This is a genomic window from Nonomuraea sp. NPDC001684, from assembly GCF_053596515.1.
Genome location: NZ_JBSFGJ010000003.1, coordinates 59,920 through 78,970, shown reverse-complemented (window position 1 = coordinate 78,970; position 19,051 = coordinate 59,920). Strand labels below are relative to the sequence as shown.

Genomic DNA, 19,051 nt, shown 5'->3' with positions numbered 1-19,051 from the left:
TCTCGTTGGCGAACGCGCGCTCCTGCATGATCTTGCTGGCGCGCAGCTCGTCACGGCGGTGGACGACCGTCACCATGCGCCCGAACCGGGTCAGGAACGTCGCCTCCTCCATGGCGGTGTCGCCGCCGCCCACGACCACGATGTCCTTGTTGCGGAAGAAGAAGCCGTCGCAGGTGGCGCACCAGGACACGCCGTGGCCGGACAGGCGCTTCTCGTTCTCCAGGCCGAGCTCGCGGTAGCCCGAGCCCATGGCCAGGATCACCGACTTGGCGTAGTAGGTGTCGGTGTGGGTCTTGACGACCTTGGGGTTGGCCTCCAGGTCGACCTCGACCACGTCGTCGGCCACCAGCTCGGCGCCGAAGCGCTCGGCCTGCTTGCGCAGGTTGTCCATCAGGTCGGGGCCCATGATGCCGTCGGGGAAACCGGGGAAGTTCTCCACGTCGGTGGTGTTCATGAGCGCACCGCCCGCCGTCACGGAGCCCTCGAAGACCAGCGGCTTGAGTTCGGCGCGCGCGGAGTAGACGGCCGCGGTGTAGCCCGCAGGGCCCGACCCAATGATGATCACGTTACGAACGTCGCTCAACGCTCCCACGCCTTCCTCGTCTGCTGTTTGCTTCGGGCTCAACAGATCCTAGGCCGCGCTGATTCCCGGCCCTGCCCGCGAAACGAAAGAGCCCGCCGAAGCGGGCTCTGACGTGGGCTTTCGATTACCAGCGGCCCAATGTGGGCTTGCGCAGGTTCTTGCAGTTGAACGGGTCGACGATGTCGATGCGCAGCTTCTTGGCGGCCTGGTCCTTCCAGGAGGCCACGATCAGCGCCTCCTGGCCGTTGTACTGGCCCTGGTCGACCGCGAACGTCTTCAGCTTCGAACGGGCGGCCACCTTGCCGACGCATCGGTCGACCCTGGCGGTGTCCGTGGGGCCTTCGAGGGCCGGAGCGGCGCCGAAGTACCCGAGCAGCGGCTGGCGCAGCTCCCGGTCGCTGTAGTTGTAGTTGCTGTCGGTCAGCGCGTAGGCCCTCGCCCGCTGGTGGGGCTTCGACGGCGTCGCGGGCTGCGCCACCGTGGGCCCGGACGAACCGCCCGGTCCGTCCCCGCCGGCCAGCAACCCGCCCGAGACCGCCAGCGTGCCGACCACCACCGCGGCCGCCGCCGACGCCGCCACGGCGGGCATGGCCCACCTGCGCCGCCGTACCGACCTGGTCCGGGCCGGGACGATCGTGCCGTCGTCGGAGACCACCCCGAGACGTACCGGCTCGGGCGTCTCCGCCGCCGGCTGCTCCCACGGGGAGTCCCGCATGAGCCTGTCCCAGTCCGGTGCCTCCACGAGGTCGACGCCCCCGCGGCGGGACTCCGCCTCGGCGGCCAGCGCCTTGTCGATGCGCAGTGCGACGCCCATCGGCATGGCCGGTGTTGGGGTCGCCGCGAGCACCTCGCGAACCGCCGCCAGGTCTGCCAGCAGCTCCCCACAGGGGTCGCAGACCGCGAGATGCTCGCGGACCCGGCGTGCCGTCGCGGCGTCCAAGAGGTCCTCTGCCAGCTCGGCCAGGACCTCAAGATCGTAGTGCGTATCACCCGTCACGAAGTTCTGCTCCCTTCGCGGATGAGACGCGATTGAGGTCCGAACGGTTCCGCAGATGCGAAAGAATTGGGGCAAGTTTCGCGCGCCCCCGCGCGCATCTGCTCTTCACGGTGCCGCTGGGCACCTGAAGCACCTGAGCTGCGTCTTCGACGGAATACCCCATCATGTCCACGAGCACGAGAGCCGCCCGCTGGTCGGCGGGCAGCAGTTTCAGAGCGGCCGAAACCTCCATCGAGACCTCGCGCTCGACGGTCTGGTCGGGGAGCGGGCTGTCCCGCTCGGCGGCCTCGATCAGTTCGTCGTCGGCCACCGGACGGACGGACTTGCGCCGCATCCGGTCGAGGCAGGCGTTGACGACGATGCGGTGGAGCCAGGTGGTGACGGCCGCCTCACCTCGGAACGAGGCGGCCTTGCGATATGCGGAGACGAACGCGTCCTGAACGGCGTCCGCCGCCTCGTCAGGGTCACCGAGAGTACGCAGCGCCACCGCCCACATGCGGTCACGGTGCCTTTTGACGATCTCGCTGAACGCGTGTGGATCCCCGTTGATGTGCGCGGTGAGCAGCTCGGCGTCTGTGATCGCCGGCCGCTCCGCTGGTGAGGGTGTCTCGGGTGGGGAGTTCACAAGAGAGATTCCTGATTTATGCCGATCCGGGAGAATGCACCACTACTTCATAGATGGTGCCACGAAACTGGCCCGCATCTGCCGGAACGCGCGTAAACCAGATCAAAACGTACCGACCGCTTGCCGGGTCGTCGGGGGTCAGGGTGGTCTTGCCCGAGGCGCTCTTCTCGGTCGCCACGGTCTTGAGCGAGCCGAGCTCGGGGGAGTCGCCGACCTTCAGCTCGACGCTCGCGCCGCCGGCCTTGCCCAGCGTAGCCACCACGTCGCTGATCTGCATGGACTTGCCCATGTCGAGCAGCAGGCCGACGCCCTTCTTGAGGTTTCCCAGCTCGGCGTTGCCGTAGCTCTGGGTCGTCCAGGCCGTGCTGGGCTTGCCGTCGATGGCCAGCTCGGCGATGTCGGACTTCTCGTCGCCGTCGTCGCCGAGCGGGTCGAAGCCCTTGGCCTTGTCGGGCTTGACGGCCTGGGCCGAGGCCGAGGCGGAGGACTTGCCGGTGGTCGGGCTGACCGACGCCTCGGGGGTGGCGGGGCTGCCGAGGCTGCGGCCGATCGTCCAGGCGCCGACGCCCACGGCGGCGATGACCAGCAGCACCACCAGCGTCATCAGCACCCGGTTGAGCATGCTGCCGCCGCCCTGGCTGGGCGGCCGGCGCGGCACGGGCGGCGGTGGCGGCATGGTGCGCTGCTGCCGGTGGGCGACGTCGAGGCCCTCGGTGTGCGAGGCGGAGGCGACCGCCGGCGTCGAGGGGTAGGAGATGGCGATCGGCATGGGCCGGGCCACGTCGGCCAGCGCCTCGGCGACCTCGGACGGGCTCGACAGCGCACCCTGGCCCTTGCGTGACTCGGGAAGGCAGGCGCGGACCGTGACGGTGTCCAGGTAGTTGGGGACGCCGGCGGTGACCTGCCGCGGCGAGCAGAAGTGCCCGTCGATCATGGGAGCGGCGGGCAGGCCGCCCTCCTCCTCGTCGCCGGGCCAGTGGCCGGTCAGGCCGGCGTACAGCAGCCTGCCCAGCCCTTCGGCGTCGTCGAGAGCGGGCTGGTCGGTGGTGAGCCCGGACAGCGCGGCGTCGACGGCCACGCCGAGCACCTTGACCGTGTTGCCCGTCGTCCAGACCAGGTGGGACGGGCGCAGGCACAGGTGGTAGAGCTTGGCCTCGTGGGCGTGCGCCAGCGCCTCGGCGGCCTCGGCCACCAGACCGGCCGCGCGCTCGGGCTCCAGCGGGCCGGCGGCGAGCAGGTCGGTCAGCGTCTCGCCGGTGACCCACTCGCTGACCACGTAGGAGTGCTTGTCGTCCTCGCCGGCGTCGAACACCTGCGTCAGACGCGGGTCGGTGAGCCGGCTCGCGGCACGGGCGGCGGTGACGACCTCGTGCACGCGCGGGAAGTCCGGATCGAACGTGTGCACCGCCACCGGGCGCGCGAGGATCTCGTCGATCGCCTTCCACAGGGTCGCGCCGTCGGACTCGCTGACGCGGTCCTCCAGCCGGAAGCGCTCGGCCAGTCGGGTGCCGGGTTCCACGGCCGACGTGCTCACAGGCTCTCTCCGCTAGGCCGATCGGGCGTGCTCATGACTCGACTCACCTGCGTGGTGGTGTCCCACGTAGGCACGCTATGCCGGGTGGATCCGCCCACGCCCCTCCTGCTTCCATTCGCGCGTGTCGGGCACCATGGTAGTGCCGAGTCGATTCCGCCCGCGTTCTTTGCCAACGGGAAACTCGTCAGCCGTCGTGGTCAAGTCCGTCCATATGCCGGATTTCCCAATTACTACCGACCTACGCGTCTGGCGACCATACCAACGAGTGAGTTGACCTCCGCTATGCGCATCCTGTGGGCGACGGCGAGATAGAGCAACAGTCCCAGCCCACCACCCACGGCCAGGACAATCAGCGAGTTGACGAAACCGAGACCACCGAACAGCTGAGTGACCACCCAGACCGTGAGCAGCCCCAGCACGGCCGTGGGCAGCGAGGCCAGGTACATCCTGGTCAGCGCCGTGCCGATGGTCCAGCCGCCCAGGCCCTGGACGCGGCGGCTGGCCAGCGTCCAGGCCAGGACCGCGCCCAGCCCGTACGCGACGGCGTACGCCAGCGCCAGGCCCATCACCGCGTAGCGGGCGGGCAGCAGCACGAAGAAGATCACCATGAGCAGCGCGTTGACCGCGGTCGTGCCGGCCCCCACGAACACCGGAGTACGGGTGTCGCCGAAGCTGTAGAACACCCGCAGCAGGAGCTGGAACACCGCGAACGGCACCAACGCCAGGCCGTAGACCTGCAACACGTTCCCGATGTAGACGGCGTCGGCGACGCTGTTGGCGCCGTGGCCGTAGATCGGCACGGTGATCGCCGGGCCGAGCACCATCAGCAGCAGCGAGACCGGCACCATGAGCGAGCAGATGAGCCGCACGCTCGACCCGAACTCGCTGCGCACGTCGTCGAGCCGGCCCTCGCCCACCGCCCGGCTCATCCGGGGCAGCATCGCCGTGATCACCGACACGCCGATGATCCCGTACGGAAGCTGGAAGAGCTGGAACGCCAGCGTGTACGGGCTGATGCCGTGGCCGGCCACCTCGTTGCCCGCCGAGCTGGCCAGGTTGGTCGTCAGCATGAACCCGAGCTGGGTGACCACCACGTAGCCGATGGTCCAGACCCCGGCCCGGCCCATCTCGCCCAGCCGGGCGTTGCGCACGTCGAAGCGCGGCACGAACGAGAACCCCACCCGCTTGAGCGCGACGATCAGCACCACCGCCTGGGCGACGATGCCCGCCGTGGTGCCGAGACCGAGCAGCGCGAGGTCGCCGGTGGTGACCGCCTCGATGTCGGACCCGCTGCCGACCACGGCGTAGGCCACGAACACGCAGATGACGACCAGGTTGTTGAGCACCGGAGCCCACATGGGGGCGCCGTAGCGGTCGCGGGTGTTCAGGATGGCGCCGGCGACCGCGCCGATGCCGAAGAAGGCGAGCTGCGGCAGGATGAACCGGGCCAGCATGACCCCGGTCTCGAACTTGATGCTGCCGCGGTCCCAGTCGGTGTACAGGTCGATGAGCAGCGGCGCGCCGAGCACGGCCACCACGGCCACCACGACCAGCACGGCGGTGGCCAGCGTCAGCAGGCGCTGCTCGTAGGCCCGGCCGCCGTCGGCGTCGTGCTGCTGCGCCCGGACGATCATCGGCACCACGACGCTGCTCAGCACGCCGAGCAGCAGCAGGTCGAGAATGCTGTACGGGATCGCGTAGGCCGCGTTGTAGGAGTCGCCCAGCGCCGCGGTGCCGATGGCGTAGGCCAGCACCATCGTGCGGGCGAACCCGGTGACCCTGGACACCATCGTGCCCGCCGCCATGATGGCGCTGGCCCGCAGCATGCGGCTCATACGGTCTCACTCTCCCGGGATTTGCCCGCTCGCGCGAGCCGTCGCTCGGACCGGCGGCGCAGGATCCGCGTCACGACGGCGGCGAGCATCACCGTCAGCGCGGCGCCCACGATGACCAGGGCGATGCCGGTGTAGCCGGTGGTGCGGATGGTCAGTCGTTCCGGCTTGCCGTAGGGCAGGCCGTCGATCGTGCGCAGCTGCACGGTGACGGTGGCGTCGCCGCTGGTGGTGGCGGTCATCGTCACTTGGCGCGTGCCGCTCAGGTTGCCGTCGATGACCAGCGGCTCCGGCGGGAGCGGCTTGATCTGCAGCCGCCCGGGGTTGTTGGACTTGACGTCGATGTAGAGGGTGATCGGCTTGTCCAGCGAGTTCTTCACGCTGATGGGCACCACGCCGTTGCTGCCGGCGAGCGTGCGCGGTGCGTCGGTCACCTGGATCTTGTCGATGCGCTCGTCCACGGCCGTGCCGACGAGCTTGGTCACCGCGCGGCCGGCGCGGGTGTTGTTGCGCCAGGCCGAGGAGGTGAGCCTGAGCACCGCGGCGTCGAAGGCCGAGGGCGTCCTGGTGCCGGCGACCGAGGCGGTGACGGAGGCGGTGAGCTGCGCCTGCGTGGCGACCTCCTTGACGGGGGCCAGGTACTTGGCGCTCAGCTCCTCCTTGCGGTCCTGCTCGGTGTAGGTGAGCCCGGCCCGCGGCGTGGCCGTCTTGCTCGGCTTGATCGAGTCGAGCTTGGTCAGTGAGAGCCACGGCAGCTTGCCGGCGGTCTTCAGCAGGCTGGTGACCAGCGTCGGGTTGGGGTCCCAGCGGCGCGACGGCGCGACCACCAGCGACCGCGGCTCGACCTGCCCGGTCTCGGCGGCGATCATCGCGGTCTCAGCGATGAAGCGCTGCGAGCTGAGCAGGACCGTCGTGGGCGCGGTCGGCTCGAACAGCCGGCTCAGCTCGGCGTCGGCGACCAGCGCCTTGATCGGGCCGGCGACGCTGTCGAGCGTGGCGGCGGCGTCGGGCGTGTGGGTGACGGGCGGCTGCGGCGGCAGGTTGGTGGAGTTGAGCAGGACGGTGGTGACCTTGCCGGGGCTGACCGAGAGCAGGTCGAGCGCGTCGGCGTCGAGCACGCCCGCGGGCGGCCAGTTGATCGAGGTCTGGGCGTTGCGGTTGAGCAGCGCCCGTGCGGTCTGGCCGCCGAGCTCGATCGCCCGGCCGGGCTGCGCGTCGAGCCCCTGATGGGCCAGGGCCGCCACGTCGGGGTCGCCGTAGGGGGTGGCGATGACGGGGGAGGAGGCCAGCGCCGTGCTCATGGTGGACAGCCAGGTGCCGGCGGTGTCGTTGGCCGGTTTGCCTTCCGTGCCGTTCTTGGTCCTGACGTGGTAGCCCTTGGTCATCGCCTTCAGGTCGTCGAGCAGCGACGGCTCGACGAACCAGGTGACGCTCTTCGGCGCCGCCTGCGCGATGCGGGCCAGGTCGGCCAGGCGGCCCTTGCCGCTGAGCGACTGGCTCAGCTTGTCGTCGACGAACAGCGTCTCGTCGGAGCCGCGGTGGGGCTGGTCGATGACGGGCAGGGCGACGGCCAGCTTGTTGCGCGGCAGCTTCGGCGTGGTGGGCGGGGCATAGGTGAGGAACGTGCGCTGCGCCGAGATCGGCACTTCGTTCTGGGAGACGTCGACGGCGATCCGGTAGACGCCGAAGGCGCGGTAGCCGAGCTGGATCGGGGTCGCCGTGAACGTCCAGGTGGCCTGCCCGCCGACGGCCAGGGCCGGGATGTCCATGGCCGAGGTGCGGGAGACGTTTCCGGGCAGCGTGGCGTTGTTCTGGTCGATCTGGTACGCCGCCATGGAGGCGCGGTCGTAGAAACGCTCGCTCGTGTAGCGCAGGCGTACGCGGAGGGGGCCGAGCGCGGTTCCGGTGTCGTTGCGGACCGTGCCGGTGAACTTGATCTCGTCGGTCGGGCTGGTGGTGAACTGTGGCGTGATCGACGTGATGGAGACCGAGAGCGTCTCCCGCGCCGCCTCCACCGTGGCAGCAGAGTTCGGCGCCGCCGCCACCATGGGGGCGAGCGACGCGACGGACATCACGGCGAGCAGCGCGATCTTACGGATCACACGCATGCCAGAGCTGGGGTACGACGGCGCACGCCCGCAATGGTACGGGTTCAGTGCCGCGGCGCGACCGCCTCGCGTGTTCCCCGTGGTCGGGGCGTACGCAGGTCGACGGTCTTGCCGGTGAGGAGATTCAGCAGGTCGAGCGCACGAAGACAGAGTGCGGTGTGCCGTTCGCCGGTGGCGGTGAAGACCGCCATGTCGTCGGCGACGAGCCGGTCGTCGATGAGCACCGGAAGCGACTCCGGCAGCAGCAGCGGGCAGACGAGCCCGTCGGTGTAGTCGGTGGCCGAGTTGACCAGGAAGGCCGGCGCCGGCCGCACCTGGCGGGCGCCCAGCAGGCCCCCGACGACGCCGGGCTGGGGCGGGTTCGCCGCCGTGGCGACGACGGCGACGACGACCTCGCTGCCGATCCTGGTGGCGACGTCGAACACGGTGACCACGACGCACCGCCCGGGCTCCGCGCGGACCGTCTCCGGCAGTTCCTCCGCGCAAGTCATGGGGCGCGGAAGGCGTACGATCTCATGATGGACCTGGTGTGCGAGGAGCCAGCGGTGGATCGCGAGGGCGTCCTTCATGAAGTCCTCCTCCGTCTCGCCCTGTTCCATGGCCCCCGACGGTCCCCAGACCGAAGGTAACCCGGACCTGATGTGGCTCGGGGGATATGTTCCGGAATCGAAGGACCGACAGGGTTTGTCCGACTCAACAATGACCGAAAGCCAGCAGCGGGCGATGCACGACCTGTTCCGCAAGATCGCACCGGTGGCCGACGAGCTCGGCCGCCTGTTCGCCGACCACGGCCACGAGCTGGCCCTCGTCGGCGGCCCCGTGCGCGACATCCTGCTGGGCCGCGTCGGCAACGACCTCGACCTGACCACCGACGCCAACCCCCACAGGGTGCTCGACGTCGTCAGGGACTGGGCCGACTCCGTGTGGACGATCGGCATCGACTTCGGCACCGTCGGCCTGCGCAAGGGCAACTGGCTGATCGAGATCACCACGTACCGGAGCGAGTCCTACGACCCCAAGTCGCGCAAGCCCGAGGTCGCCTACGGCGAGACGCTGGAGGCCGACCTGGAGCGGCGCGACTTCGCGGTCAACGCGATGGCGGTGCGCCTGCCCGGCCACGAGTTCGTCGACCCCTACGGCGGCCTCGACGACCTGCGCGCCAAGCGGCTGCGCACGCCCGGCACCCCCGAGCGCTCGTTCGCCGACGACCCGCTGCGCATGCTCAGGGCCGCCCGGTTCGCCTCCCAGCTCGGCTTCGGCGTCGACCGGGCCGCCCTGGCGGCGATGACCGCGATGGCCGAGCGCATCGAGATCGTCTCGGCCGAGCGCATCCGCGACGAGCTCGACAAGCTGCTCTGCGGCGCCAACCCGCGCGAGGGCCTGCGCCTGCTGGTGGAGACGGGCCTGGCCGCGCACGTGCTGCCCGAGCTGCCCAAGCTGCGCCTGGAGATCGACGAGCACCACCGGCACAAGGACGTCTACGAGCACAGCCTGACCGTCCTCGACCAGGCCATCGCCCAGGAGGAGGACGGCAAGCCCGACCGGATCCTGCGCTGGGCCGCGATCATGCACGACATCGGCAAGCCCAAGACCCGGCGTCACGAGGCCGGCGGGCGGGTGTCGTTCCACCACCACGAGGTCGTCGGCGCGCAGATGACCAAGAAGCGCATGACCGAGTTGCGGTTCCCCAAGGACGTCGTGGCCGACGTCTCCCAGCTGGTCGAGCTCCACCTGCGCTTCCACGGCTACGGCACGGGGGAGTGGACCGACAGCGCCGTGCGCCGCTACGTGCGCGACGCCGGCCACCTGCTCGGCCGCCTGCACAAGCTGACCAGGGCCGACTGCACCACCCGCAACAAGCGCAAGGCGGCGGCGCTGTCGCGCACCTACGACCAGCTCGAAGAGCGCATCGCCCGGCTCGCCGAGGAGGAGGAGCTGGCCAAGATCCGGCCCGAGCTCGACGGCAACGAGATCCAGGCCGTGCTCGGCGTGGGCCCCGGGCCCGTGGTGGGCCGGGCGTACAAGTTCCTGCTCGACCTCAGGCTGGACAAGGGCGTGCTCGGCAAGGAGGCGGCCACCGAGGCGCTGCTCGACTGGGCGCGGTCAAACGGCCTGGGAGCGTGACGACGACGTCGTGACCATCCGGTAGGCCAGCGCCGCAAGGGGGTAGCCCACCGTGATGATCACGACGGCCAGGTACGACTTGCCGTTGGGCGGCAGGATCGCCGCCGAGAGCGCGGCGGCCAGCACGTACATGCCGTTGAAGAGCATGTCGTAGAGCGAGAAGGCACGGCCGAGATAGGCGTCCTCGACGTCGCGCTGGACGGTCGTGTCGGCGCAGATCTTGACGCTCTGACCGGCCACGCCCAGCACGAAGCCGGCCACCGGCAGCCCCCACGTCTGGAACGGCAGGACGAGCGCGCCCGCCAGCACGCCGGCCGAGGACAACGCGATGACCACCCAGGGGCCGATGCCGAACCGCTCGGTCGCGTACGGGGTGATGATCACCGCGAGGAAGTAGCCGAAGCCGGAGGCGGCCACCACCAGGCCGATCCCGCGCAGGGCGGCGTCGGGGTCGCCGTCGGTGAAGTAGTAGCGGTAGAGGATGATGCCGAGGGCGGTGGCCATGCCGTACAGGAAGCGGTGGGCGGCCATCGCGCCCATGGTCGCGGCCGCCTCGCGGTGGCGCGCCAGGTGCCGGGCGCCGTCGACCAGGCCCACGACCACGTTGCGCAGGGCCTCGCGGGCCTGGGGCTGGTCGGGGTCGTAGGAGGGGCCGAGCAGCGCGCGGTCCATCGTGCGGGCGACCAGCGCGCTCAGCCCGAACATCACGCCGGACGCGGCCAGCAGCAGCCCGATGCCCCGGTCGCCGTCGCCGAGCACCTCGCGCAGCAGGAACCCGACGCCCGCGCCGACGAACGTGACCACGGTGCCGCAGGTCGGCGTCACCGCGTTGGCCGCCATCAGCCGGTCGGACGGCACCACGTGCGGCAGCGAGGCGCCGAGCGCGGCCAGGAAGAACCGGTTGACCCCGAGCACGCCGAGCGCGGCCGCGTAGAAGACGGGATCGGGCGCGTCGGAGGCGACCAGCGCCGCCGCGACCAGCAGCAGCCCACCGCGCACGAACGGCGCTATGACCAGGATCTGCCGCCGCGACCACCGGTCGATGAACACCCCGACGAACGGCCCGAGCACGCTGTACGGCAGGAACAGCACGGCCAGGCCGGCGGCCACCGCCAGGGCCGTCGTCTGCTTCTCGGGGCTGAAGAAGGCGAAGTTCGTGACGCCGAACTGGAAGATCCCGTCGGAGAACTGGGAGACCAGCCGCGTGCCGAACAGCCGTCGGAAGTCACGGCCTTGGAGGACGACGCGGAGATCGGCGACGAATGACACCCCGTCAGCCTAGCCGGGCGCACCGCGGCATAGGATGCGCCGGAGGTGGCCGGGCGGGTTCCGAACGTGCATGGCGATCTCGTACGCTTCAAAGCGTGACCACTGAGGAACACGTTGTGCTGGTCGACCGCGAGGGGCACGCGCTCGGCACCGCGCCCAAGACGTCGGTGCACGGCCGGGAGACCCCGCTCCATCTAGCCTTCTCCAGCTACGTCTTCGACCCCGAGGGCCGCGTGCTGCTCACCAGGCGGGCCAGCCACAAGATCACCTGGCCCGGCGTCTGGACCAACAGCTGCTGCGGCCACCCGCTGCCGGGCGAGCCGCTCGGCCGGGCGGTCATCCGCAGGCTCTCCTACGAGCTGGGCCTGCACGCCGGCGGCGCCGATCTCATGCTGCCCGGCTTCTCCTACCGCGCCGTCATGGGCAACGGCATCGTCGAGCACGAGCTGTGCCCGGTCTACCGCGTCACGGTCGACACCCCGGTGGCGCCCAACCCCGACGAGGTGGGCGAGGTGCGCTGGATGCCGTGGAAGGAGTTCGCCGAGGGCGTGCGCAGCGGCCTGCTGGCGATCTCACCGTGGTGCAGGGAACAGGTGCCGCTGCTCAGCGAGCTGGGCGCCGACCCGATGACCTGGTCTCCCGCCTCCGACGACGAACTGCCCCCCGCCGCGCGCGGCTGAAGCCGCGGCCGCGAGGGGCCCACAGGTCAGCGCTCGACCTCGCCCCTGATGAACTTCTCGACGTACTCGCGGGCCTCGTCGTCGGAGTACTGCTCCGGCGGCGACTTCATGAAGTACGACGACGCCGACAGGATCGGGCCGCCGATGCCCCGGTCAAGAGCGATCTTGGCCGCGCGCACGGCGTCGATGATGATGCCGGCCGAGTTGGGGGAGTCCCAGACCTCCAGCTTGTACTCCAGGTTCAGCGGGGTGTCGCCGAACGAGCGGCCCTCCAGGCGCACGTACGCCCACTTGCGGTCGTCGAGCCACGGCACGTGGTCCGACGGGCCGATGTGCACGTCGGCCTTGCCCATCTCGTGCGGGATCTGCGAGGTGACCGACTGCGTCTTGGAGATCTTCTTCGACTGGAGCCGGCTGCGCTCCAGCATGTTCATGAAGTCCATGTTGCCGCCGAAGTTGAGCTGGTACGTGCGCAGCAGCTCGACACCGCGGTCCTCGAACAGCTTGGCCAGCACGCGGTGCGTGATGGTGGCGCCGACCTGCGACTTGATGTCGTCGCCGACGATCGGCACCCCGGCCTCGGTGAACTTCTCGGCCCACTCGGGGTCGGAGGCGATGAAGACCGGCAGCGCGTTGACGAACGCCACCTTGGCGTCGATGGCGCACTGCGCGTAGAAACGGTCGGCCTCCTCCGAGCCCACCGGCAGGTACGACACCAGCACGTCGACCTGGTTGTCGCGGAGCACCTTGACCACGTCGACGGGTTCCTCGTCGGACTCCTCGATGATCTCGCGGTAGAACTCGCCCAGACCGTCGAAGGTGTGGCCGCGCAGCACGGTCACCCCCGTGGGCGGCACATCGGTGATCTTCACGGTGTTGTTCTCGCTGGCGACGATCGCCTCGGACAGGTCGCGGCCGACCTTCTTGGCGTCCACGTCGAAGGCGGCGACGAACTCGACGTCACCTACGTGGTACTCACCGAACTTCACGTGCATCAGGCCCGGCACTCGTGCGGCCGGGTCCGCATCCTTGTAGTAGTGGACGCCCTGGACCAGCGAAGACGCGCAGTTGCCGACGCCGACAATGGCCACGCGAACCGAACCCATCGCACTCGCTCCCTTACTCATCAGTTGACGTGGTATCTCTCTCGGGCCCTTCCGAGGCCCGCCGCTCCGTGGCGATCAGCTCGTTCAGCCAACGCACCTCGCGTTCGACCGACTCGAGCCCATGGCGCTGCAGCTCCAGCGTGTAGCTGTCGAGCCGCTCCCTGGTACGGGCCAGCGCCGTGCGCACGCTGTCGAGGCGCTCCTCCAGGCGGCTGCGGCGGCCTTCGAGGATGCGCAGGCGCACCTCGGCCTCCGTGTGCCTGAAGAAGGCGAAGTGCACACCGAAGCTCTCGTCCTCCCAGGCTGACGGGCCGGCCTGGGTCAGCAGCTCCTGGAGGCGTTCCTTGCCCTCCGCGGTGAGCTTGTAGACGATTTTCGACCGGCCGCCGACGATCGTGGCGGGAGCGGGCTGCTCCTCCACGATGAGGCCCTGGGCCAGTAGTGATCGCAGACAGGGGTACAGCGATCCATAGGAGAACGCACGGAACATGCCCAACAGGGCGTTGAGCCGTTTGCGCAGCTCATAGCCGTGTAGCGGCTGTTCGTGCAGCGACCCGAGCACGGCTAGCTCCAGAACTCTGCCTTGTCCGCTGGCCACTGGAACCGCCCCCTCTCGCGTCGATGTATCGAGTCGATACATCCAGAGGATACGTCGATTCGCTATAAGGCCGCAATCAAAGGATTTGCCAAGCCGTTGGGATGATTCGGTAAAACGCCGTAGTCTGGCGCTCATGTGGTCACAGCGGAGGGTGGTGGACTACGGCCTCGCCAAGCGGGCAGCGGTCCGTTCCCTGGAGGTGGGCCGTGCCTCGCGCGGGGACCTCTGTGACGCACAGCCGTACCTCCTTCGCGCGGCCCGCGTGTTCGGCGAGCCGACCGAACGTCTCTGCCCGGTGTGCGAGAGGGAGAACGTCACCAACGTGACCTATGTCTTCGGCGATTCGCTGGGACGGCATGCCGGTCAGGCAAAGGCCACGTCAGAGCTTGTCGAAATGGCCCATGATTACGATGAGTTCCGGGTGTACGTCGTCGAGGTCTGCCAAGGTTGTTCCTGGAACCACCTGACGGTCTCGTTCGTCCTCGGCAACGGACCGCCAGACCTCGTCGGCCAACCGTGAACACCGAGGGCGGCGAGTCACCTCACGCCCATACGCCGTTTTTATCCGACGACGATGCGAGGACGTGTGAGTAACAGCATGAATGAGGGGACGGCCCGCCCGGGAAGGCGCCGTCGCTCCAACTCATCCCGTTCTGTGCCCCCAGGTTCTCCTCCCCAAACCGGCGATTCCGATTGGGGTGCCTCGCAGCAGCGTCGTCCTGAAGCCGCGTACGAGCAGACGGGCGCGATGTCCGCGCAGCCGTACGGCGACCCCGCCTCCGGGCCGCAGCCCCAGCGCGGGGCACCCCAGGGGCGCGAGGAGCCGACGCCGCGCGGCCGCTCCCGGGCCCGGCAGGACACGCGTTCGCTGAGCAACCAGGAGACCATGGTCAGCGACGCGCCGCCCAGGCGCTCGCGCCGGGCGAGCGGGCAGGGCGAGCCGCCCGAGCCGCCCGGCCCGCCGGACAGGAAGCGCGGCGGCTGGCGCCGGTTCGTGCCGAGCTGGAAGATCGTCGTGGCCAGCGTGGTCGTGCTGGCGGCCGGCATCTTCGGCATGATCATGGTCGCGTACAACCTCACGCCGGTGCCCGAGGGCACGCAGGCGTCGGCGGTGGCGCAGCAGAGCACGCTCTACTACCGCAACGGCAAGGTCCTCGCCAAGCTCGGCGTGCCCCGGCAGACCGTCACCATCGACAAGATGGCCCAAACCGTCAAGGACGCCACGGTCGCCATCGAGAACAAGACGTTCTACGAGGACTCCGGCGTCTCCCTCTCGGGCATGGCCCGTTCGGTGTGGATGACCGCGACCGGCCAGCAGCTCCAGGGCGCCTCGACCATCACCCAGCAGATGGCCCGCGGCTACTACGACGGCCTCAGCCAGGAGGTCTCCGTCAAGCGCAAGCTCAAGGAGATCTTCGTCGCGGTCAAGCTCAACCAGTCGCTGTCCAAGGAAGAGATCCTCGCCCGCTACCTCAACACCGTGAACTTCGGCCTCGCCTACGGCGTCGAGGCCGCCTCGCAGGCGTACTTCGGCAAGAACGTGCACGCCAAGGACCTGACCCCCGAGCAGGGCGCGTACCTGGCCGCCCGCATCCAGCGCCCGAGCTGGGGCCCCGACGACCCCGGCCTGCGCGATCGGTGGAGCACGACCATCAAGTACATGGCCGAGCAGTGGCCGCAGAAGTACGGCGACCTGCCGGCGAAGGCGAAGTTCCCCAAGGTCTACAAGGGCGAGGTCAAGGAAGTGTACGCGGGCCTGCGCGGCTACATGATCACGCAGGTGCTGGAGGAGCTGAAGCAGCGCAAGCTCACCCCCGACATGGTCAGGAGCGGCGGCTACCAGATCACCTCCACCTTCGACGAGAACCTCATGAAGGCCGCCAAGACGGCCGTCGAGGCCACGACGGCGAACATGTCGAAGGAGTTCCACGCCGGTCTGGCCGCCGTCGACCCGAGGAACGGCCGCGTCCTGGCCTTCTACGGCGGCTCGAACTTCCTCACCGACCCGTTCAACGAGCCCTTCGACGCCCCGAAGCAGGCCGCGTCGGCGTTCAAGCCGTACGTGCTGGCGGCCTGGCTGCAGGCCGGTTACTCGCTCAAGAGCTACGTGCCGGGCAACCAGACCGTGCCGAAGGTCATCCCGGGCGAGCAGAAGGGCGGTTTCCGCAACAGCCACAACGTCGGCCAGGCCGTCGACGTGATCAAGGCCACGGCGCAGTCCGTCAACACCGCGTACGTGTCGATGGCGTACAAGCTGCCCGGGAAGCTCGACGATGTGAAGGAGCTCGTGGAGAGCGCCGGGTTCGACAAGGGGCGCATGGAAGCGGACGTCAAGGACCACCAGTTCCAGTTCGCCATCGGCAGCGCCCTGGTGACGCCGATCGAGCAGGCCGCCGGTTACTCGATCTTCGCCAACGGCGGCAAGTACACCAAGTACCACGTGGTGCAGGACGTCAAGCTCAACGGCCAGGTCGTCTACCCCGAGCAGCGGACCTCGACCAGGGTCATCGACGCGGAGGTGGCCGCCGACGCGACGACCGCCATGCAGGAGGTGCTGAGGAGCGGCACTGCCGCCGGCCAGGGGCTCGGCAACCGGCCCGCGGCCGGCAAGACCGGCACCAACAACAACGAGAAGGAAGCCTGGTTCGTCGGTTACACGCCGCAGATCTCCGCTGCTGTGGGGTTCTACCGCGAGCGGTGCGTGACCAAGACGGGCAAGACCGTCCAGCCTCTGCACTCCAACTGCCCGGAGACTCCCGGCGGCAAGCCGCACAAGAAGTACAACCGGGAACACCCGTACACCACGGCCGCGGAGGCCCCGCTCGGCTTCGAGGGCGCCGGCCCGCCCACCGCGACCTGGCGGCGGTTCATGCTCGCCGCCCACGAGGGCAAGCCGATCGAGCAGTTCCCGCAGAAGGCCGACATCGGCCTGCCGGAGAACATCGTGGAGCGCCCGGTGCCGACGCCGACGCCGACCGCCACGAACCCGTTCGACGACGGCTCGGGCAACCCCTTCGACGACGGCAACCAGAACTGCCAGGTCGCGCCCTGCAACGACGACAGCGGTGACGTCACCGACGACTCCCAGCAGGACACCGGCATCCCCGAGGCCGACGACCACGGCATCCTGAGCGGCGGCGGAGGCGGCAAGGTGCCCGACTCCCGCCCGTTCGGCACATCTCAGATGAACGCCCGACACGAGGAGTGGTGACCACGACCGAGGCACGCGTCCCGCTGGCGGCGCGTGCCGTGCCGTACCTGCCCCTGGGGCTGATCGCCGCCCTGGGGGCCGTCCTCGGCTACGTCGTGCGGCTGCCGTGCCGGACCGGCGGATGGAACGACCAGGTCCAGACGTACACGAACTTCTGTTACACCGACATCTACCCGCTGTACTTCGACCGGCAGCTCGCGACCCAGAACCCGTACTTCGCCGACGTGCCGTTCGACAAGCAGGTCGAGTACCCCGTGGTGCTCGGTGAGGTGATGCAGGTCATCGCCTGGATCTCGCGGAAGCTGGAGCTCGACCAGGTCGCGCAGGCGGTCCGGTTCTACGACCTCACGGTCCTGCTGCTCGGCGTCTGCCTGGTGGCCGGCGTCCTGCTGATGGCGGCGGTGGCCGGGCCCACCCGCCGGTGGGACGCGTTGTGGTACGCGATCTCGCCCGCCGTGATCCTGGCCGCGTACATCAACTGGGACCTGGTCGCCGGCGCGCTGTCGATGGGCATGCTGCTGGCCTGGGCGCGCAGGCGGCAGGTGCTCGCGGGCGTGCTGCTCGGGCTGGCGATCGCGACCAAGTTCTACCCGCTGATGTTCCTCGGCGCGCTGTTCCTGCTCACGCTGCGGACCGCGCGCTGGCGGCCGTTCCTGGTGACAGCGGGGGCGGCCGCGGGGGCCTGGCTCGTGGTGAACGTGCCCTTCATGGTCTTCGCCTGGGACGGCTGGCGCCGGTTCTACGTCTTCTCCCAGGAACGCGGGATCGACTGGGGCTCGCCGTGGCTGTTCTTCCAGCGCAAGGGCTGGGGGGTCCTGGGCGAGGCCGACGTCAGCACGCTCGGCATGGTGACGCTGGCCGCGCTCTGCCTGGGCATCGCCGTGCTCGCGCTCACCGCGCCGCGCCGGCCCCGGCTGGCGCAGCTGTGCTTCCTCGCCCTGGCCGCTTTCATGATGACGAACAAGGTGTGGTCGCCGCAGTTCGTGTTGTGGCTGGTGCCGTTCGCGGTGCTGGCCAGGCCCAGGTGGAAGCCGCTGGCGTTGTGGCAGCTCGCCGAGGTCTGGTACTTCGCGGCGATCTGGCTCTACCTGCTCGCCCAGCCCCCGCTCAGCAGGGACGACCTGGGCATCGGGGACGACACGTACTTCACCGCCGTCTGGGGACGGGTCATCACCATCGGGATCATGATGGCGTTCGTCGTCCGTGACATCCTGCGTCCGGACCGGGACGTGGTGCGCCAGGACGGCGTCGACGACCAGGCGGGCGGGGTGTTCGACCACGCCCCCGACCGGTTCGTGCTGAAGACAAGATGATCACCCGCTCGGCCGCTCGGGACGCGCTGCTGCTGTGGCTCGGATCGCGGGCCGGGCTCCTGGTGTCGACGCTGCTCGGCCTGACCCTGGCCGAGTACGCCGGCAAGTGGCGCCAATGGGACGCCGGCCTGTTCGTCACCATCGCCCAGTACGGCTACGACGGCGAACCGGGCAAACCACCCGACGACGGCCTGCCCGCGTTCTTCCCCGGCCTGCCGGTCGTGCTGCGGGCGGTGCATCTCGTGGTGCCCGACTGGGCGATCTGCGGGCTGCTGATCTCGCTGGTCGCCGGGGCGGTGGCCATGGTCGCGCTGGCCCGGCTGGCCGAGTTCGAGGGCGCGACCGGCTGGATGGCGGTGCTGGCGCTGCTGCTGTTCCCGATGGCCGTGTTCCTGGCGGCGGGCTACAGCGAGTCGCTGTTCCTGGCCTTCGCGATCCCCGCCTGGCTGGCCGCCCGGCTCGGACGCTGGCCGCAGGCCGTCCTGCTGGCGGCGGGGGCGTCGTGCGTGCGGATCACCGGCCTGTTCCTGGCGGTCGCGCTGGCGGCGGAGTTCGTCAGGAGCAGGGAGTCGTGGCGGCGGGCCGGCTGGCTGGCGGTGCCGTTCCTTCCGCTGGCGGCGTACTCCTTCTACCACTACCGGCGGTCGGGCGACTGGCTGGCGTGGAAGCACGCGCAGGAGGCCGGCTGGGGACGCGACTTCGTCTGGCCCTGGGAGGCGTGGCGCACGACGTGGAACTCGGCCATGGGCGCCGACGACTTCGCGGTGGCCTTCCGCATGGAGATCGCCGGGGCCGTGCTGGCGGTGGGCGTGCTGGTGTGGCTGCTGGCGCTGCGCAGGTGGAGCGAGGCCGTCTACTGCGGGTTGCAGGCGGCGGCGCTGATGACCTCGGCGTACTACCTGTCGATCCCGCGCTCGCTGCTGCTGTGGTTCCCGCTGTGGGTCCTGGTCGCCAAGGTCGCGACCAGGAAGCCGTGGGTGATCGTGCTGTACGCGGTGATCTGCGGGCCGCTCATGTACCTGAACGCGGCCCGCTTCCTCACGGGCGCCTGGGCGGGCTGAAATCTCTACC

General features: G+C 69.7%; 16 protein-coding genes. 6 read left to right on the top strand and 10 right to left on the bottom strand.

The features are described from left to right. The 7 genes from ACWCSD_RS01635 to ACWCSD_RS01605 all read right to left on the bottom strand — a co-directional run. The coding region (locus ACWCSD_RS01635; protein WP_449912424.1) for an NAD(P)/FAD-dependent oxidoreductase at nt 1-583 on the bottom strand (583 nt) is incomplete at its 3' end. A 124-nt stretch (nt 584-707) separates the two neighbouring features. After that, nucleotides 708-1,580, bottom strand: a complete 873-nt coding sequence (locus ACWCSD_RS01630) for an anti-sigma factor family protein (protein ID WP_397155124.1) — start codon at nt 1,578-1,580, stop codon at nt 708-710. Then, complete coding sequence (gene sigM / locus ACWCSD_RS01625; RefSeq protein ID WP_352322958.1) at nt 1,570-2,205, bottom strand: RNA polymerase sigma factor SigM; 636 nt, start codon at nt 2,203-2,205, stop codon at nt 1,570-1,572. Before sigM ends, ACWCSD_RS01630 begins: the two co-directional genes overlap by 11 nt. A gap of 16 nt (nt 2,206-2,221) precedes the next feature. Next, nucleotides 2,222-3,739: a protein kinase family protein gene (locus tag ACWCSD_RS01620; protein ID WP_449912421.1), complete on the bottom strand. Its 1,518-nt coding sequence runs from the start codon at nt 3,737-3,739 to the stop codon at nt 2,222-2,224. 230 nt (nt 3,740-3,969) lie between these two features. Continuing rightward, nucleotides 3,970-5,574, bottom strand: coding sequence for a murein biosynthesis integral membrane protein MurJ (murJ, locus tag ACWCSD_RS01615; RefSeq protein ID WP_397155128.1), 1,605 nt, complete (start codon nt 5,572-5,574; stop codon nt 3,970-3,972). Beyond that, nucleotides 5,571-7,679: a DUF6049 family protein gene (locus tag ACWCSD_RS01610; RefSeq protein ID WP_397155130.1), complete on the bottom strand. Its 2,109-nt coding sequence runs from the start codon at nt 7,677-7,679 to the stop codon at nt 5,571-5,573. Before ACWCSD_RS01610 ends, murJ begins: the two co-directional genes overlap by 4 nt. Nucleotides 7,680-7,723: 44 nt before the next feature. Then, a complete protein-coding gene (locus ACWCSD_RS01605; RefSeq protein WP_397155132.1) occupies nt 7,724-8,248 on the bottom strand; it encodes a YbaK/EbsC family protein in 525 nt (174 codons plus the stop codon). 130 nt (nt 8,249-8,378) lie between these two features. On the opposite strand from ACWCSD_RS01605, the gene ACWCSD_RS01600 reads away from it, so the two are divergent. Next, nucleotides 8,379-9,803, top strand: a complete 1,425-nt coding sequence (locus ACWCSD_RS01600; protein ID WP_449912419.1) for a CCA tRNA nucleotidyltransferase — start codon at nt 8,379-8,381, stop codon at nt 9,801-9,803. Here ACWCSD_RS01600 and ACWCSD_RS01595 read toward each other — a convergent pair. Continuing rightward, nucleotides 9,783-11,072 carry an MFS transporter gene (locus ACWCSD_RS01595; protein WP_397155134.1) on the bottom strand — a complete coding sequence of 430 codons (1,290 nt, stop codon included), beginning with the start codon at nt 11,070-11,072 and terminating at the stop codon, nt 9,783-9,785. The genes ACWCSD_RS01600 and ACWCSD_RS01595 overlap by 21 nt on opposite strands. A 95-nt stretch (nt 11,073-11,167) precedes the next feature. On the opposite strand from ACWCSD_RS01595, the gene idi reads away from it, so the two are divergent. Then, on the top strand, nt 11,168-11,752 hold the full coding sequence (gene idi / locus ACWCSD_RS01590) for an isopentenyl-diphosphate Delta-isomerase (protein WP_387671771.1): 585 nt from the start codon (nt 11,168-11,170) through the stop codon (nt 11,750-11,752). A gap of 26 nt (nt 11,753-11,778) precedes the next feature. On the opposite strand, the gene ACWCSD_RS01585 is transcribed toward idi, so the two are convergent. Beyond that, nucleotides 11,779-12,858, bottom strand: coding sequence for an inositol-3-phosphate synthase (locus ACWCSD_RS01585; protein ID WP_352362269.1), 1,080 nt, complete (start codon nt 12,856-12,858; stop codon nt 11,779-11,781). Between the two features lie 13 nt (nt 12,859-12,871). After that, entirely contained in the window at nt 12,872-13,456 is a 585-nt protein-coding gene (locus tag ACWCSD_RS01580) for a PadR family transcriptional regulator (RefSeq protein WP_352322949.1), read from the bottom strand. A 133-nt stretch (nt 13,457-13,589) separates the two neighbouring features. Here ACWCSD_RS01580 and ACWCSD_RS01575 point away from each other — a divergent pair, with 133 nt between their 5' ends. From ACWCSD_RS01575 to ACWCSD_RS01560, 4 genes are all read left to right on the top strand, one after another. Then, nucleotides 13,590-13,976 (top strand): DUF5318 family protein, encoded by a 387-nt coding sequence (locus ACWCSD_RS01575; protein WP_352322948.1) that lies wholly within the window; start codon nt 13,590-13,592, stop codon nt 13,974-13,976. Between the two features lie 228 nt (nt 13,977-14,204). Continuing rightward, nucleotides 14,205-16,667: a transglycosylase domain-containing protein gene (locus ACWCSD_RS01570; RefSeq protein ID WP_449912416.1), complete on the top strand. Its 2,463-nt coding sequence runs from the start codon at nt 14,205-14,207 to the stop codon at nt 16,665-16,667. Next, the gene (locus ACWCSD_RS01565) at nt 16,664-17,980 is read left to right on the top strand and encodes a glycosyltransferase family 87 protein (RefSeq protein ID WP_449912414.1); all 1,317 of its coding nucleotides are present in this window, start codon (nt 16,664-16,666) and stop codon (nt 17,978-17,980) included. Before ACWCSD_RS01570 ends, ACWCSD_RS01565 begins: the two co-directional genes overlap by 4 nt. Further along, entirely contained in the window at nt 17,977-19,041 is a 1,065-nt protein-coding gene (locus tag ACWCSD_RS01560; RefSeq protein WP_449912412.1) for a mannosyltransferase family protein, read from the top strand. Before ACWCSD_RS01565 ends, ACWCSD_RS01560 begins: the two co-directional genes overlap by 4 nt. Nucleotides 19,042-19,051: the final 10 nt, after the last annotated feature.